Annotated in this window: 15 protein-coding genes; 9 read left to right on the forward strand and 6 right to left on the reverse strand. The window is 72.3% G+C overall.

Annotated elements, in window-relative coordinates; genetic code table 11:
* On the reverse strand, positions 1-1,052 hold a 1,052-nt coding region (locus tag AB0L56_RS26240; RefSeq protein WP_365427172.1), incomplete at its 3' end, for an aspartate kinase.
* 285 nt (positions 1,053-1,337) lie between these two features.
* Between AB0L56_RS26240 and AB0L56_RS26245 the strand changes: the two genes are divergently transcribed.
* Entirely contained in the window at positions 1,338-2,039 is a 702-nt protein-coding gene (locus AB0L56_RS26245) for a class I SAM-dependent methyltransferase (RefSeq protein WP_361023977.1), read from the forward strand.
* Here the strand turns inward: AB0L56_RS26245 and AB0L56_RS26250 are convergent, their stop codons facing one another.
* Both AB0L56_RS26250 and AB0L56_RS26255 read right to left on the reverse strand, forming a co-directional pair.
* Positions 2,040-2,414, reverse strand: a complete 375-nt coding sequence (locus tag AB0L56_RS26250) for a fic family toxin-antitoxin system, toxin component (RefSeq protein ID WP_361023980.1) — start codon at positions 2,412-2,414, stop codon at positions 2,040-2,042.
* A 4-nt stretch (positions 2,415-2,418) separates the two neighbouring features.
* Complete coding sequence (locus AB0L56_RS26255) at positions 2,419-2,667, reverse strand: toxin-antitoxin system HicB family antitoxin (RefSeq protein ID WP_365427176.1); 249 nt, start codon at positions 2,665-2,667, stop codon at positions 2,419-2,421.
* Positions 2,668-2,863: 196 nt separating this feature from the next.
* Here AB0L56_RS26255 and AB0L56_RS26260 point away from each other — a divergent pair, with 196 nt between their 5' ends.
* From AB0L56_RS26260 to mug, 8 genes are all read left to right on the forward strand, one after another.
* Positions 2,864-3,700 (forward strand): ABC transporter ATP-binding protein, encoded by an 837-nt coding sequence (locus AB0L56_RS26260; RefSeq protein ID WP_361023985.1) that lies wholly within the window; start codon positions 2,864-2,866, stop codon positions 3,698-3,700.
* A 4-nt stretch (positions 3,701-3,704) separates the two neighbouring features.
* Positions 3,705-6,272 (forward strand): FtsX-like permease family protein, encoded by a 2,568-nt coding sequence (locus AB0L56_RS26265; protein ID WP_365427179.1) that lies wholly within the window; start codon positions 3,705-3,707, stop codon positions 6,270-6,272.
* 61 nt (positions 6,273-6,333) lie between these two features.
* Entirely contained in the window at positions 6,334-6,768 is a 435-nt protein-coding gene (locus AB0L56_RS26270; RefSeq protein WP_365427371.1) for a GNAT family N-acetyltransferase, read from the forward strand.
* A gap of 168 nt (positions 6,769-6,936) precedes the next feature.
* Positions 6,937-8,307 carry a hemolysin family protein gene (locus AB0L56_RS26275; protein ID WP_365427182.1) on the forward strand — a complete coding sequence of 457 codons (1,371 nt, stop codon included), beginning with the start codon at positions 6,937-6,939 and terminating at the stop codon, positions 8,305-8,307.
* Positions 8,304-9,326 carry a hemolysin family protein gene (locus AB0L56_RS26280; RefSeq protein WP_361023995.1) on the forward strand — a complete coding sequence of 341 codons (1,023 nt, stop codon included), beginning with the start codon at positions 8,304-8,306 and terminating at the stop codon, positions 9,324-9,326. The genes AB0L56_RS26275 and AB0L56_RS26280 overlap by 4 nt, the downstream gene beginning before the upstream one ends.
* Positions 9,327-9,374: 48 nt before the next feature.
* Positions 9,375-10,151 (forward strand): SGNH/GDSL hydrolase family protein, encoded by a 777-nt coding sequence (locus AB0L56_RS26285; protein ID WP_365427186.1) that lies wholly within the window; start codon positions 9,375-9,377, stop codon positions 10,149-10,151.
* 296 nt (positions 10,152-10,447) lie between these two features.
* Positions 10,448-11,890, forward strand: coding sequence for an adenylosuccinate lyase (gene purB, locus AB0L56_RS26290; protein ID WP_365427189.1), 1,443 nt, complete (start codon positions 10,448-10,450; stop codon positions 11,888-11,890).
* A 44-nt stretch (positions 11,891-11,934) separates the two neighbouring features.
* Positions 11,935-12,435, forward strand: coding sequence for a G/U mismatch-specific DNA glycosylase (gene mug, locus AB0L56_RS26295; RefSeq protein ID WP_365427192.1), 501 nt, complete (start codon positions 11,935-11,937; stop codon positions 12,433-12,435).
* 10 nt (positions 12,436-12,445) lie between these two features.
* On the opposite strand, the gene AB0L56_RS26300 is transcribed toward mug, so the two are convergent.
* The 3 genes from AB0L56_RS26300 to AB0L56_RS26310 are packed head-to-tail and all read right to left on the reverse strand — an operon-like array spanning position 12,446 to position 14,588.
* Positions 12,446-12,883 carry a hypothetical protein gene (locus AB0L56_RS26300; RefSeq protein WP_365427195.1) on the reverse strand — a complete coding sequence of 146 codons (438 nt, stop codon included), beginning with the start codon at positions 12,881-12,883 and terminating at the stop codon, positions 12,446-12,448.
* A 55-nt stretch (positions 12,884-12,938) separates the two neighbouring features.
* On the reverse strand, positions 12,939-13,664 hold the full coding sequence (locus tag AB0L56_RS26305) for an ABC transporter permease (protein WP_365427198.1): 726 nt from the start codon (positions 13,662-13,664) through the stop codon (positions 12,939-12,941).
* 3 nt (positions 13,665-13,667) lie between these two features.
* Positions 13,668-14,588 carry an ABC transporter ATP-binding protein gene (locus AB0L56_RS26310; protein ID WP_365427201.1) on the reverse strand — a complete coding sequence of 307 codons (921 nt, stop codon included), beginning with the start codon at positions 14,586-14,588 and terminating at the stop codon, positions 13,668-13,670.
* Positions 14,589-14,627 lie beyond the last annotated feature (39 nt).

Raw genomic sequence — 14,627 nt, forward strand, 5'->3', positions numbered from 1 at the left:
ACCAACTCCAGCACCGCCAGGTCGTGGACCAGGCTGAGCCCCTTCACCGGCGCCTGCCCGGGCTGCGCGCGCAGGCTGATCAGCGTGCCGGGCGAGTGCGGGTTGCGGGTGTTGCGGATGCGCAGCGGGATGCCGCGCTGCTGCACCGGCGCCATGGTCTGCGGATGCAATACTTTCGCCCCGAAATAAGCCAGTTCGCAGGCTTCGGCATACGACATCGAAGGCAGGCAGACCGCATCGGGCACCAGCCGCGGATCGGCCGAGAGCACGCCGTCGACGTCGGTCCAAATGGTCAGCGCGTCGGCGTCGAACAGGTTGGCGAAGATCGCCGCGGAGTAATCGCTGCCGTTGCGGCCGAGCGTGGTGGCGTAGCCGTAGCCGTCGCGGGCGACGAAGCCGGTGACCACCACGTTGGCCGCGGCGTTGCGTTTTCGCCACGCGGCGAGGTTGTCGCGGCTTTGCGCCCAGTCCACCGCCATGCCCATTTCGCTGGGGTGCACCACCAGCACCTCGCGCGCGTCCAGCCGCGCCCAGCCGGCCGGATCGCCGCCGAGCGCGGCGTGGATCAGATAGGACGACCACACCTCGCCCAGGCCGGCGATCGCCTGCGGGGTTTTTTCGTCGCGCGAATGCAGGGACTCCAGGGCGTCGCGCAACTGCACGAACTCGGCTTCCAGCGCTTCCAGCGCGCCGTGGCGGCGGTGCGGGTCCAGCGACAGCGCGGTGTCGAGGTGGCGCTTGCGCAGCGTGGTCCAGGCCGGCTTCCAGTCCTGGCCGCCCAATCTGGCGTCGACGATCGCGACCAGCGCGTCGGTGACGCCCTGCATCGCCGAGACCACCGCGATGCGCTCGCGCGCGCCGTCGTCGAGCAGGCCGACCGCGACGCGGTAGCGGTCGGGATCGGCGAGGCTGCTGCCGCCGAATTTGTGCGCGTGGCGCGCGGGCGGGCCGGCTGCGGCCGCGTGCGCGGCAGCGGCGTCGGCAAGAGGATCTTCGCCCGCGGCCGCATCGGGCTGGGCATCGAAAGCGGCGTGGGGTGGGGCGGACGACATGGCAGGCTCCTGGTGGAGCTCCGCGGGTCCGTCGAAGGTGGGGCCGGCAGCCCGCACCCTGGTCGGGTGCGGAGCGGCGTGGTGGTTCAGCTGGACACGCCCGTCCGCACCCTGTGAGGAGTGGTACCGGTACCGGTGGTGGTAATCGCCGCACACCCGCAGGACCGGAGTCCGAACCGGCAGAGGCGATCCGGCGGCCCGGGTGCGTGGGCCGGGCGGGTGACAGGGATTTGGCGGACGGGACCAGGGGGAGAATCGCCGTAGGTCCGTCCTGGGGAGGTCCTCATGCTGCTGCGATCCGCCCGCTCCGCGCAGGTCGCGCGGGACCCCGTCCATCACCCGGTGTTCGCCCGCTACTACGCCCGGGCCAGTGTCGCCGCCGAGACCCGCGCCGGGCTGGCGCACGTGCGGGACGGGCTGCTCGGCGGGCTGTCCGGGCGGGTGCTCGAGGTCGGCGCGGGCAACGGGCTGAACTTCGCGCACTATCCGCGCGCTGTCTCGGAGGTCGTCGCCATCGAACCGGAGCGGGCCCTGCGGGCGCTGGCCGTGGAGGCCGCCCTGCGCGCCCAGGTGCCGGTGGACGTCGCGCCGGGGGTGGCGGAGGCGCTGCCGGTCAAGAGCGAGGCGTTCGACGCCGTGGTCCTGTCGCTGGTGCTGTGCAGTGTCCGGGACGTGCCGAGGGCGCTGGCGGAGGCGATGCGGGTGCTGCGGCCGGGCGGCGAGCTGCGGTTCTTCGAGCACGGCCGGGGCGGCGGCCGGGTCATGCGCCTCACCCAGCGGGCGCTGGACCGCACGGTGTGGCCGCTGCTGGCCGGGGGCTGTCATCTGGCGCGGGACCCGGTCGGGGCACTGCGGGAGGCGGGCTTCGAACTGGGCCCGTACCGGCGGCTGATGATCCCGGAGAAGGGGCCGACGCTGCCCGCCTCGTACTGTGTCACCGGCACCGCGTGGCGGCCGGTGGTTGATACCGCGACCGGCGGGAGCTGATCACTCGCTCCAGCGGCGCAGTTCGTCCGCGATGTCGTCCAGGGCGGCCTCGCCGCTCTTCACCAGCCGGGCGAGATCGCGCACCTGTTCCGGCGAGGTGACGACTTTCAGACCGCTGGCGACGAGATAGGCGTACGCGACGGCGGAGGCGAACAGCGCGTTGGAGCGCTCCAGCGCGGGGACGTGGATCAGCAGCTGGAGGAGCGCGGCCGCGCGGGTGTGGGGGCTGTCGTAGACGGGGACGTCGAATATCTCGGCCTCGTGGCGTGCGACGGCGGCGACGAGGGCACCCCAGTCGGTGACCCGGGGGTCACCGGGAGTCCGCTGCTCGGCGAGCATCAGCAGCCACGCGAGGTCGATGCGCAGGTTGTCCAACGGCTCAGCGGCGGCCGTCGCGTGGCGTCGTCCGGGCGGGGGAACCCGCCTCGAACTCCTCGGCGAAGACGCTCTCGTACTGCTTCATGAAGTCGGCGGCGGCGTCCACGAAGGCGCGGCCGGCCTCGCCGGTGTCCTGCCGGACGAGTTCCTCGATGTAGCGGTTGACGCTCATCCCCCGCTCCAGGGCACGCTCCCGCGCCGCGCGGGCGGTGCCCTCGTCCACGCGTACGTTCAGCTGGGTCTTCGCCATACCTCGACGCTAGCGCCGGAACGCTAGCAGCGGCAAGCGCGAACACCGGACCAATGAACGTGCCCCTTACATCGGTTTCCGGGACCAGACCTGGGGTGGAGAAGGCCCCGCCCCCAGGGGGGATACCGGCGTGGGGCAGGTCACACTACCCTCGGCGCGACCGGCATGACCGGACGTCCACTCGGAGGAGGCGGCCTTGTTCACACCTGCTGCGGAGCACGCCCCCGGCCTCGCGTCGGCCGACGGGATCGCGGCCCGCGCCCGCGGTCTGACCAAGGCGTACGGCTCGGGCGAGACGGCGGTGCTCGCCCTCGACTCGGTGGACGTGGACATCGCGCGCGGCCGGTTCACGGCCGTCATGGGACCGTCGGGGTCGGGGAAGTCCACGCTGATGCACTGCCTGGCGGGGCTCGACACCGTGTCCGCCGGGCAGGTGTGGCTGGGAGACACCGAGATCACGGGACTGAAGGACCGTGAACTGACCCGGCTGCGACGGGACCGGATCGGGTTCATGTTCCAGTCGTTCAACCTCATACCGACCCTCAACGCGCGGGAGAACATCACCCTGCCCATGGACATCGCGGGCCAGAAGCCGGACGAGAAGTGGCTGGACCAGGTCATCGACACGCTGGGCCTGCGCGACCGGCTGCGGCACCGGCCCGCTCAGCTGTCGGGCGGGCAGCAGCAGCGGGTGGCCTGCGCCCGTGCGCTGGCCTCCCGGCCGGAGCTGATCTTCGCGGACGAGCCGACCGGCAACCTCGACTCCCGCGCGGGCCTCGAGGTGCTCGGCTTTCTGCGCGAGGCCGTGGACTCGCTCGGACAGAGCGTGGTGATGGTCACTCACGACCCGGGCGCCGCGGCCCACTCCGACCTCGTGCTCTTCCTCGCGGACGGCCGGATCGTGGACGAGATGCCCCGGCCGACGGCGGAGTCGGTGCTGGAGCGGATGAAACGCTTCGACGTGATCCGCGCACCGTCGGACGACGGCGGCGGGAGCGACGGCGCGGGCCCGACGACGGCCGGCGAGGACTGAGACCGTGCTGAAGACGACGCTCAGGAGCTTCCTCGCGCACAAGGGACGGCTGCTGCTGTCCGCGCTGGCCGTCGTGCTGTCCGTGGCGTTCGTCGCGGGCAGCCTGATCTTCTCCGACACGGTCTCCCGTACCTTCGACCGGCTGTTCGCCTCCACGTCCGCCGATGCGACCGTGGCTCCCCGGGAGGACCTGGAGTCGTCGGTGCCCACCGGCGCCGTCGCCACGGTCCCGGCCTCGCTCGCCGAGCGGCTGACCCGAGTCGAAGGCGTCGAGTCGGCGCACCCGGACGTCGAGGTCGACAACATCACGGTCGTCGACAGCGACAACGAGTCGGTGGGACCGACCACCGGCGCCCCCACCCTCGCCGTGGACTGGCACGTCACCGAGCGCAGCGTCGTGGAGCTGACCTCCGGCCGCGCCCCGCGCGGAACCGGCGAGGCCGTCCTGGACGCGGACACCGCCGACACCAAGGGCGTGGAGATCGGCGACACCCTGTCGATGCAGGCCCAGCCCGGCACCTTCCGGGTGGAGATCGTCGGCATCGCCACGTTCACCACCACCAACCCCGGCGCGGCGCTCGTCTTCCTCGACCCGGCGGTCGCCGCCACCGAGCTGCTGGGCTCCGCGGACCGGGCCACCGGCATCTCGGTCACCGCCGCGCCGGGCGTCTCCGACGAACAACTGAAGCGGCGGATCACCGCCGAACTGGGCGCCGGCGCCTACGAGGTGCGGACGGCCGAGGAGACGGCGGAGACGGCCGCCGAGGAGCTCGGCGGGTTCCTCGACGTGATCAAGTACGTGATGCTCGGTTTCGCCGGGATCGCCGTGCTGGTGGGTGTCTTCCTGATCGTCAACACCTTCTCCATGCTGATCGCCCAGCGCACCCGCGAACTAGGCCTGCTCCGGGCGCTGGGCGCCGACCGCAGGCAGGTGCGCCGGTCGGTGCTCACCGAGGCGGTGCTGCTCGGACTGGTCGGCTCGACGCTGGGTCTGGCCGCCGGCATCGGTCTCGCCTTCGGCCTGATCCGGCTCATGGGCGCGGTCGGCATGAATCTGAAGACCACCGAGATGGTGGTCGGCTGGGCCACACCGGTCACGGCGTACGCCGTCGGCGTGGGCGTCACCTTCGTCGCCGCGTATCTCCCGGCCCGCCGCGCGGCGGGCGTGTCCCCGATGGCCGCGCTGGCCGACGCGGAGATCGCCGGTGTGGGGCGGCCGCTGCGGGCGCGGGCGGTGACGGGATCCGTGGTGGGGGCGCTCGGTGCCGCCGCGCTGGTGGGCTGTGTGCTGGCCGGCGAGACCGCCTCCGCCGCCTCGCTGCTGGGACTCGGGGTCGTGCTCACCCTGGTCGCGACCGTCATCGCGGGTCCGCTGCTGGTGCGGCCGGTGATCCGGGTGCTGGGTGCGGCCTTCCCCGTACTGTTCGGCTCGGTCGGCCGGATGAGCCGGCGCAACGCCCTGCGCAATCCGCGCCGCACCGGCGCCACGGCCGCCGCGCTGATGGTGGGGCTCGCCCTGGTCGGCGGGATGTCGGTGGCCAGCGCCTCGATGTCCCGGTCCTTCGACGAGCAGATCGACAAGACGCTGGGCGCGGACTTCGTGATCCAGAACGCCAACTTCCTGCCGTTCTCCCAGGAGATCACCGACCGGGTGGGCGCCACGGAGGGCGTGGGGCTGGTCGTCCGCCAGCGGTTCGCGCCGGTGGCGGTCCGGCTGCCGGACGGTGAGCGGATCGAGACCACCGCGGCCGGGTACGACGACCGGGTGGACGACGTCGCGCGGGTGACGTACACGGCCGGTGACACGGCGGCCGCCCTGGCGGACGGCAACATCGCCATGGACGCCGGCTTCGCCGAGGAGCACGACGTCCGCATGGGCAGCACGATCCCGGTCGAGTTCCCCGGCGGCAGGAGCACCGAGCTGACGGTGGCCGCCCTCACGGACGTCGAGGGCGGCGACGGCTTCGGGATGCAGGGCGGACTGGTCTTCGGCATCGCGACGGTCGAGGAGTACGTGCCGGGCGGGCAGGACATCGCGCTGTACGTCAACGGGGCCGACGGGACGAGCGTGGACGACCTGCGCGAGCGGCTGGACGCGACGCTCGAGCCGTACCCGCAGGTGCAGGCCCGCGACCAGGCCGACTACAAGGAGCTGGTGCACGACCAGATCGCGGTTCTGCTGTATCTCGTCTACGCCCTGCTGGGGCTGGCGATCATCATCGCGGTGCTGGGCGTGGTGAACACCCTCGCGCTGTCGGTGGTGGAGCGTACGCGCGAGATCGGTCTGCTGCGGGCGATCGGCCTGTCCCGGCGGCAGCTGCGGCGGATGATCCGGCTGGAGTCGGTGGTGATCGCGGTCTTCGGCGCGGTGCTGGGGCTCGGGCTTGGGCTGGTGTGGGGGCTGTGCATCCAGCAGGTCCTGGCCCTCCAGGGCATGACCGCCCTCGCGATTCCGTGGGGGACGGTCGTGGCGGTGGTCGTCGGGGCGGCCGTGGTGGGCATTGCGGCGGCCCTGCTGCCCGCGCTGCGGGCCTCGCGGATGAACGTGCTGGAGGCCATCGCACACGAGTGAGCCGCACGCCGGTCGTCCGGATCGTGGAATTCCCCTGTCGTCCGTCGTGCGGCGTGCTCGGATCGGGCGTATGACCGAACCACGTGTGCGGGCCGCCGGGCCCGAGGATGTCGACACCGTGCTGGCCTTCTGGAGGACGGCGGCCGAAGGCACGAGCATCAGCGACGACCGCTCCGGTATGGAACGGCTGATCGCCCGCGACCCAGGGGCACTGATCCTCGCGGAGGCCGACGGTGAGCTAGTCGGCACGGTGATCGCGGGCTTCGACGGCTGGCGGTGCCATCTCTACCGGCTGGCCGTGCACCCGGACCGCCGCCGGCAGGGCATCGCCACGGCGCTGCTGACCGCCGCGGAGGAGAGGTTCGTACGGCTGGGAGGGCGCCGCGCGGACGCGATGGTGCTGCAGCGCAACGAGACGGCGCACTTCGCGTGGTCCGCCGCGGGGTACGGGCCGGAGGAGCGCTGGCGGCGCTGGGTGAAGCCGCTCACCGGCTGAGCCGGCTGATCCACAGCCCCACAGCCATCCTTTGCCGATCCCTTACTCTTGGCGGGCCACCCGGTCCCCCATGAAAGGTTGTGTGCGTCCGCCCATGGGCGAGCCCCCCGGTCCGCGACACCGCGCAACCGTCCCCGTCCTGTCCGACCATGGGACAGAGGTGACCCGATGACCGAAGTGCTGCTTCTACTGGCGGCGATCCTGCTCTCGCTCGCCTGCGGCGCGTTCGTCGCGGCCGAGTTCTCCCTCACCACGGTCGAGCGGGCCGAGCTGGAGCGGGCGGTCGAACGCGGCGAGCGGGGCGCGGCGGGCGCGCTCAAGGCCGTACGGAACCTGACCTTCCAGCTGTCCGGCGCGCAGCTCGGCATCACGGTGACCAACCTGGTGGTCGGCATGCTCGCCGAGCCGTCGATCGCCGCGCTGATCTCCGGCCCGCTGCAGGACCTCGGCGCCTCCCACGCGATGGCGCGCTCCCTCGCGCTGGTGATCGGTACGGGCCTGTCGACGGTGTTCCTGATGGTGGTGGGCGAGCTGGTGCCCAAGAACTGGGCGATCTCCTCGCCACTGGCCGTGGCCAAGCGAGTCGGCAACGCGCAGCGCTGGTTCAGCGCCGCGTTCCGCCCGTTCATCACTCATCTGAACAACTCGGCCAACCGCATGGTGCGCCGCATCGGCCTGGAGCCCGCGGAGGAACTGGCGTCCGCGCGCGGGCCCCAGGAGCTGGCGGCGCTCGCCCGGCACTCCGCCAAGGAGGGCGCGCTGGAGCCGGACACCGCCGAGCTGTTCGTCCGCACGCTGAACCTCGCCGACCTCACCGCGGAGAACGTGATGACCCCGCGCGTCCAGGTCGTCGCCCTCGACGAACAGGCGACGTGCGAGGACGTCGCCAACGTGACCCGGGCGACCGGGCTGTCCCGGTTCCCCGTATACCGCGAGACCCTCGACGCCGTCGTCGGCACCGTCCATATCAAGGACGTACTGGCGCTGCCGGCGGAAGATCGTGCGCGGGTGCCCGTGTCGGAGGTGATGCGCGAACCGCTGCTGGTCCCCGGCTCGCTCACCGTCGACCGGCTGCTGGACCGCCTCTCCGGCCGGCGCACCATGGCCGTGGTGATCGACGAGTACGGCGGCACGGCGGGGGTGGTCACCCTGGAGGACATCGTCGAGGAGGTCGTCGGCGAGGTCCGCGACGAGCACGACCCGCACGAGACCCCGGACCTGGTCCGGGTCGGCACCGACGAGGACGGCCGGACGGTGTTCTCGGCCGACGGCTTCGCCCGCGTGGACCAGCTCGCCCGGGTCGGCATGCGCGTTCCGGAAGGGCCCTACGAGACCCTCGCCGGGCTTGTGGCGGCCTCGCTCGGCCGGATCCCGGAGGTCGGCGACACCCTCGAGGTCGCCGGCTGGCAGGTGGACGTGGTGGACGCCACCGGCCGCCGCGCGGCACGCCTCCTGCTGCACGCGCCGCCCGGCGACAGGCCCGCGACGGAGGGACGCCTGCCGACGGGCAGCACGGACGACGAGGGGGCGCGGCGATGACCGCCGTACAGTTGCTGATCGGTCTGGCGACACTGGTCGTCAACGCGTTCTTCGTGGGTGCCGAGTTCGCCCTCATTTCGGTCCGCCGGAGCCAGATCGAGCCGTACGTCGACCAGGGCGACCGGCGCGCCAGGAGCGTGCTCTGGGGCCTCGAACACGTGTCGGCGCTGATGGCGGCGGCGCAGCTCGGCATCACGCTGTGCACGCTGATCCTCGGCATCGTCGCCGAGCCGGCGATCGCCCATCTGCTGGAGCCGGTGTTCCACGCGGTGGGCGTCCCGGAGGGCGCGGGGCACGCCGTGTCCTTCGTGATCGCGCTGGCACTGGCGACGTATCTGCACATGCTGCTCGGTGAGATGGTGCCGAAGAACGTGGCGCTCGCCGAGCCGGTGCGCAGCGCCCTGCTGCTGGGTCCGCCCCTGGTCGCGCTCTCCCGCGCGCTGCGCCCGGTGATCTTCACGGTGAACGCCTTCGCCAACATCCTGCTGAGGCTGCTGCGGGTCGAGACCCGCGACGCGGTCGTCGCCTCCTTCTCGGACGCGGAGCTGGCCCAGATCGTGAAGGACTCGGGCGAGGCCGGGCTGATCGACAACCGTGCGCAGGAGCGGCTGTACGACGCGCTGGAGCTGGGCCGGCGGCCGGTCCGGGATGTGATGCTGCCGTTGGAGCGGGTGGTCTACGCGCGCGTCGGCGTCACCCCGGAGGGTCTGGAGCGGTTGTCGGCGGAGTCCGGCTTCTCCCGGTTCCCGGTGGTGGACGAGCAGCGCCGGATCGTCGGCTATCTGCATGTCAAGGACGCCCTGGACGCCTCACCGCGCGACAGGCCGTTCCGGCTGGCGGAGATGCGGCCCATCGCGCGCGTGCGGGAGGACACGCCGATGGACGACGTCCTCACCGCCATGCGCGGCAGCCGTACGCATCTGGCGGCCGTGCTCGGGGACGACGGCCGGCTGGCCGGGTTGGTGACGATGGAGGACGTCCTGCGGGAGCTGTTCGGGCAGCGCGCGGAGCGCGGCTGAGAGCGACCGACCGACGGGTATGTGCCACGGGATACCATCTGTGGCGCGATGCAGACGAACCCCACCCACAGCAGCCTCGTCGCCCTCGGCGACTCCTTCACCGAGGGCATGTCGGACCGGCTCCCCGACGGCACCTACCGCGGCTGGGCCGACCTTCTCGCCGGACGGATGGCGGCCGTCTCCCCCGGCTTCCGCTACGCCAACCTGGCAGTGCGCGGCAAGCTGATCCGGCAGATCGTCGACGAGCAGGTCGAGACGGCCGCGGCCATGCGGGCCGACGTCGTCACCCTGGTCGGCGGCCTCAACGACACCCTGCGGCCGAAGTGCGACATGCAGCAGGTGCGGGACCTGCTCACCGAGGCCGTGGAGCGGCTGGCCCCGCACTGCAAGCAGCTGGTGCTGATGCGCAGCCCCGGCCGGCAGGGGCCGGTCCTGGAGCGCTTCCGGCCGCGCATGGAGTCCCTGTTCGCCTGTGTCGACGAGCTCGCCCAACGGCACGGCGCGCTGGTCGTCGACCTGTACGGGGCGCCCGCGCTCGGCGATCCCCGGCTGTGGGACGTGGACCGGCTGCATCTGACGGCGGACGGGCACCGCAGGGTCGCGGAGGCGGTCTGGCAGACGCTCGGCTACCCGGCGGAGGACCCCGAGTGGCATCTGCCCCCGGAAGCGACGCTGCCACCGCGCTGGGTGGCGCGGCGCGCCGCCGACGCCCGGTTCGCACGCCGGCACCTCCTGCCATGGATAGGCCGCCGCCTCACCGGCCGCTCCTCCGGCGACGGCCTGCCCCCGAAGCGGCCGGAGCTGCTGCCGTACGAGGGGCTTTAGGGCTGCTTCAGGTCCTGTCCGGCGGATCATGCCGGGGATGCGGGGCCTGGCACGCCCCATGCGGCGTTGTCGTCGGTCGCCGACTCCCCCACGCTCTCGAGCGGGGGGACCCCATCACGTCGACTCCATCCTCCGCCGTGCAGCTGGACGGACCAGACCCCGCTCACCTGGGTTGCACGGCGCCGCCCCCTTTCCCCCGACTTGACCCGCCGGACAGGCCTGACCGGCGTCCTGTAGGTTCCTCCAAGTCACCCCGTGGCGCCGGCCTGCAGGAAGCGCCAGTAGAATCCCTGTACGTGACAGCTGCGCCCGCCAAGCCCCGTATCCCGAACGTCCTCGCCGGACGCTACGCCTCCGCCGAGCTCGCCACGCTCTGGTCCCCCGAGCAGAAGGTGAGGCTGGAGCGGCAGCTCTGGCTCGCCGTGCTGCGGGCCCAGAAGGACCTCGGGATCGAGGTTCCCGACGCGGTGATCGCCGACTACGAGCGTGTCCTCGACCAGGTCGACCTGGCCTCGATCGCCGAGCGCGAGAAGGTCACCCGGCATGACGTGAAGGCACGGATCGAGGAGTTCAACGACCTCGCCGGGCACGAGCACGTGCACAAGGGCATGACCTCCCGGGACCTCACCGAGAACGTCGAGCAGCTGCAGATCCGGCTCTCCCTGGAGCTGATCCGCGACCGCGCGGTGGCCGTGCTGACGCGCCTGGGCCGGCTGGCCGGTGAGTACGGCGAGCTGGTCATGGCCGGCCGCTCGCACAACGTGGCCGCGCAGGCCACCACCCTGGGCAAGCGTTTCGCGACGGCGGCCGACGAACTGCTCGTCGCGTACGGCCGGGTGGAGGAGCTGCTGGGGCGCTATCCGCTGCGCGGCATCAAGGGCCCGGTCGGTACGGCGCAGGACATGCTGGACCTGCTCGGCGGGGACGCGGACAGGCTGGCGGAGCTGGAGCGGCGCATCGCCGGTCACCTGGGCTTCTCCGAGGTCTTCACCTCGGTCGGCCAGGTCTACCCGCGCTCCCTCGACTACGAGGTCGTCACGGCTCTGGTGCAGCTGGCCGCCGCGCCGTCGTCGCTGGCGAAGACGATCCGGCTGATGGCCGGGCACGAACTGGTCACCGAGGGATTCAAGCCGGGCCAGGTCGGTTCCTCCGCGATGCCGCACAAGATGAACACCCGCTCCTGCGAGCGCGTCAACGGCCTGATGGTGATCCTGCGCGGCTACGCCTCGATGACCGGCGAGCTGGCCGGCGACCAGTGGAACGAGGGCGACGTGTCCTGCTCGGTGGTGCGCCGGGTGGCGCTGCCGGACGCGTTCTTCGCGCTGGACGGCCTGCTGGAGACCTTCCTGACGGTGCTCGACGAGTTCGGCGCCTTCCCGGCGGTCGTCGCCCGGGAGCTGGACCGCTATCTGCCGTTCCTCGCCACCACCAAGGTGCTGATGGGCGCGGTGCGCGCGGGCGTGGGCCGTGAGGTCGCGCACGAGGCGATCAAGGAGAACGCCGTCGCCACGGCCCTGGCGATGCGCGAGCAGGGGGCCGAGCGCAACGACCTCCTCGACAAGCTCGCCGCCGATGAGCGGCTGCCGCTCGGCCGGGAGGAGCTGGAGGCGCTGATGGCGGACAAGCTGTCCTTCACCGGTGCCGCGAGCGACCAGGTGACGGCCGTGGTGCGCCGCATCGACGAGATCGTGAAGCAGCACCCGGAGGCCGCCGGCTACACCCCCGGGGCGATCCTCTGAAGCGCTTCACTCAGGAGGAACTGGAGGCCGCCCGCGACCGGCTGGTGCCGGATGTGGCCGCGGGCGGCCTGCGCGTGCTGTTCTGCGGCATCAACCCGGGTCTGATGACGGCGGCGACCGGTCATCACTTCGCACGCCCGGGCAACCGCTTCTGGCCCGCGCTGCACCGCTCGGGCTTCACTCCCAGGCTGCTGCCGCCCGCTGAGCAGGGGGAGCTGCTGTCGTACGGGCTGGGCATCACCAATGTGGTGGCGCGGGCGACCGCGCGGGCCGACGAGCTGAGCGCCGAGGAGTACCGGGAGGGCGGGCGGCTGCTCGCCGTGAAGGTGGCCCGGTTGCGTCCGCGGTGGCTGGCCGTGCTGGGCGTGACCGCCTACCGTGCGGCGTTCGACGATCCCAGGGCCCGGGTGGGCCCGCAGGTGCGGACCATCGGCGGGACCCGTGTGTGGGTGCTGCCCAATCCAAGCGGGCTGAACGCGCACTGGACACCCGCCACGCTGGCGGAGGAGTTCGGACGGCTGCGGGAGGCCGCGGCGGACCGGTGACGGCCGGGGCTCAGGGCGGCGCGGTCTCCGTGACCACCGCCAGCAGCTGGATCGCGTCGGCCGCGTCCCGGTCCGCGACCGCCACGGCGACCCAGCGGCCGGTGCCCTGCACCTCCCACAGCCAGGCCACGTTCGCGCGGAGGCCGAGCCACTGCCACGGCTCCGGTATCTCCTCCTGTGCCGTGCGCAGCAGGACCGTCTGCAGGTTCCAGGGGTCGGTGTCCCCCCAGCGGGACGCCAGAACCTCGTACACGGCGTCGCGGTCCTTCTCGAACTGGTCCACCGTCACCGCCCACTGAGCGGGATCGCCGCCCGGGCCGTCGCCGGTCTGCAGCACGGCGACATGATGGCCGGGTCCCCCGAAGCCCACATCCGACGGGCCGTGCTCCGCCGGGAAGGGGCGGAAGCACAGCTCGTCGATCAGGGCGATGTGCTGCGCGATGTTCATGGGACCAGTAAACCCGCCGCCACTGACAGTTGGCGGCCCGTCAGCCGACTCCCGGTCAGGCGTCCCGTCGCCGCAGGCTCCATACCCCGGCCAGAAGGGCGCCGGCCGTCCACAGCGCGGTCACCCCAAGTCCCGACCAGGGGCCGAGGGTTCCGTCGTAGGTCTCGTGCAGCACGATCTGTCCGGCTCGATCGGGCAGGAAGTCGACGACCGTACCGGCCGAGTCGCCGATCACGAACGACACGACCAGGACGAAGGGGATCAGCACGGACAGCGTGGCGACTCCGCTGCGCAGCACGGTCGCCAGGCCCGCGGCCAACAGCGCCATCAGCGTCAGGTACAGGGCACAGCCCACCACACCCCGGACCTGCTCGGCGGCGCTGAGGCCGCTCGCCGCCCGGCCGAGCCCCGCCCGGGCCACGAGGAGGGCGACAGGGGCGGTCAGCAGGCTCACGACCAGGGCGGGAACGGCGACGGCCGTGGCCTTGGCGGCGAACCAGCGTCCGCGCTGCGGGACCGCGGCCAGCGAGAGTCGCACGGCGCCGTTGTGGTACTCCGCCGATACCGCCATGGCGCCGAAGGAGATGGCGGCGATCTGTCCCGGGGCGGCTCCGGACAGGGCCGTGAACAGCGGGTCGAACTCGGGGTCCGACGTACTCGAGATCCCGGCGATCGCGGAGAACGCCGTGGTCGTGGCGAACAGCGCCAGCAGCGCTCCTGGAAGCGCACGGACCGTACGGATCTTCAGCCACTCGGAGTGGAGCACGGGTGCGAACCGCATGGGTCAGGCCTCCCGGGGCTGTGCCGCGAACTCGGTCTCGGCGGCGGTCAGGTCCAGGTAGGCCTGTTCCAGTGTGCCCTCGTCCGTCGTGAGTTCGAGGATCGGCACCCCCGCGGCAGAGGCGAGGCGACCGATGTCGTCCACGCGGGCGTCGGGGACGGTCCAGTGGCCGTCGGGGTGTGCCACGACCTCGTGACCGTGGCCGGCGAGGACGCGCCGGAGGGCGGCGGGTTCGGAGGTGCGGATGCGGACGGCGGGGCGCACACGCGCGTCGATGAACTCCCGCATCGGGGTGTCGGCCAGCAGCCGGCCCCGGCCGAGGACGACGAGGTGGTCGGCGAAAGAGGCGGTCTCGTTCATGAGGTGGCTGGAGACCAGGACCGTCCGTCCCTCGTCCGCGAGCCGGCGCAGCAGGGTACGGATCCACACGATGCCTTCCGGATCGAGGCCGTTGGAGGGCTCGTCGAGCATGATGACCTCCGGGTCGCCGAGCAGCGCGGCGGCGATGCCCAGCCGCTGGCGCATCCCCAGGGAGTACGTCCGCACCCGCCTGCGTGCCACCGGCCCGAGTCCGGTCTCCTCGAGCACCGCGTCCACCCGGCTGTCCGCGATCCGGTGGCTCGCCGCCAGGACGCGCAGATGGTCGTGGCCGGAGCGGGAGCCGTGGGCGGCGTGTGCGTCGAGCAGGGCGCCGACCCGGCGCAGGGGTTCGGTGAGGGTGGCGTAGGCGCTGCCGCCGAGGGTGGCGGAGCCGGATGTGGGGTGGTCGAGGCCGAGCACCAGGCGCATCGTGGTGGACTTGCCGGCGCCGTTGGGGCCGAGGAACCCGGTGACGCGGCCGGGAAGGACGCGGAAGCTGAGGTGGTCGACGGCTCGCCGGGTGCCGTACTCCTTGGTGAGGTCCTGGACGTCGATGCTGGTCATGGCAGCAGCGTGACGGCTCGTACGGGGGCGGGTCCTCCC

Origin of the sequence: Streptomyces sp. NPDC052079 (assembly GCF_040680275.1) — a bacterium.
Lineage (GTDB): Bacteria > Actinomycetota > Actinomycetes > Streptomycetales > Streptomycetaceae > Streptomyces.

Excerpts from the sequence above, each read along its gene's own strand:
- AB0L56_RS26245 (WP_361023977.1), top strand. The coding sequence starts at position 1,338 with ATGCTGCTGCGATCCGCCCGCTCCGCGCAGGTCGCGCGGGACCCCGTC.
- AB0L56_RS26255 (WP_365427176.1), bottom strand. The coding sequence starts at position 2,667 with ATGGCGAAGACCCAGCTGAACGTACGCGTGGACGAGGGCACCGCCCGC.
- AB0L56_RS26275 (WP_365427182.1), top strand. The coding sequence starts at position 6,937 with ATGACCGAAGTGCTGCTTCTACTGGCGGCGATCCTGCTCTCGCTCGCC.
- AB0L56_RS26280 (WP_361023995.1), top strand. The coding sequence starts at position 8,304 with ATGACCGCCGTACAGTTGCTGATCGGTCTGGCGACACTGGTCGTCAAC.
- AB0L56_RS26285 (WP_365427186.1), top strand. The coding sequence starts at position 9,375 with ATGCAGACGAACCCCACCCACAGCAGCCTCGTCGCCCTCGGCGACTCC.
- AB0L56_RS26300 (WP_365427195.1), bottom strand. The coding sequence starts at position 12,883 with ATGAACATCGCGCAGCACATCGCCCTGATCGACGAGCTGTGCTTCCGC.
- AB0L56_RS26305 (WP_365427198.1), bottom strand. The coding sequence starts at position 13,664 with ATGCGGTTCGCACCCGTGCTCCACTCCGAGTGGCTGAAGATCCGTACG.
- AB0L56_RS26310 (WP_365427201.1), bottom strand. The coding sequence starts at position 14,588 with ATGACCAGCATCGACGTCCAGGACCTCACCAAGGAGTACGGCACCCGG.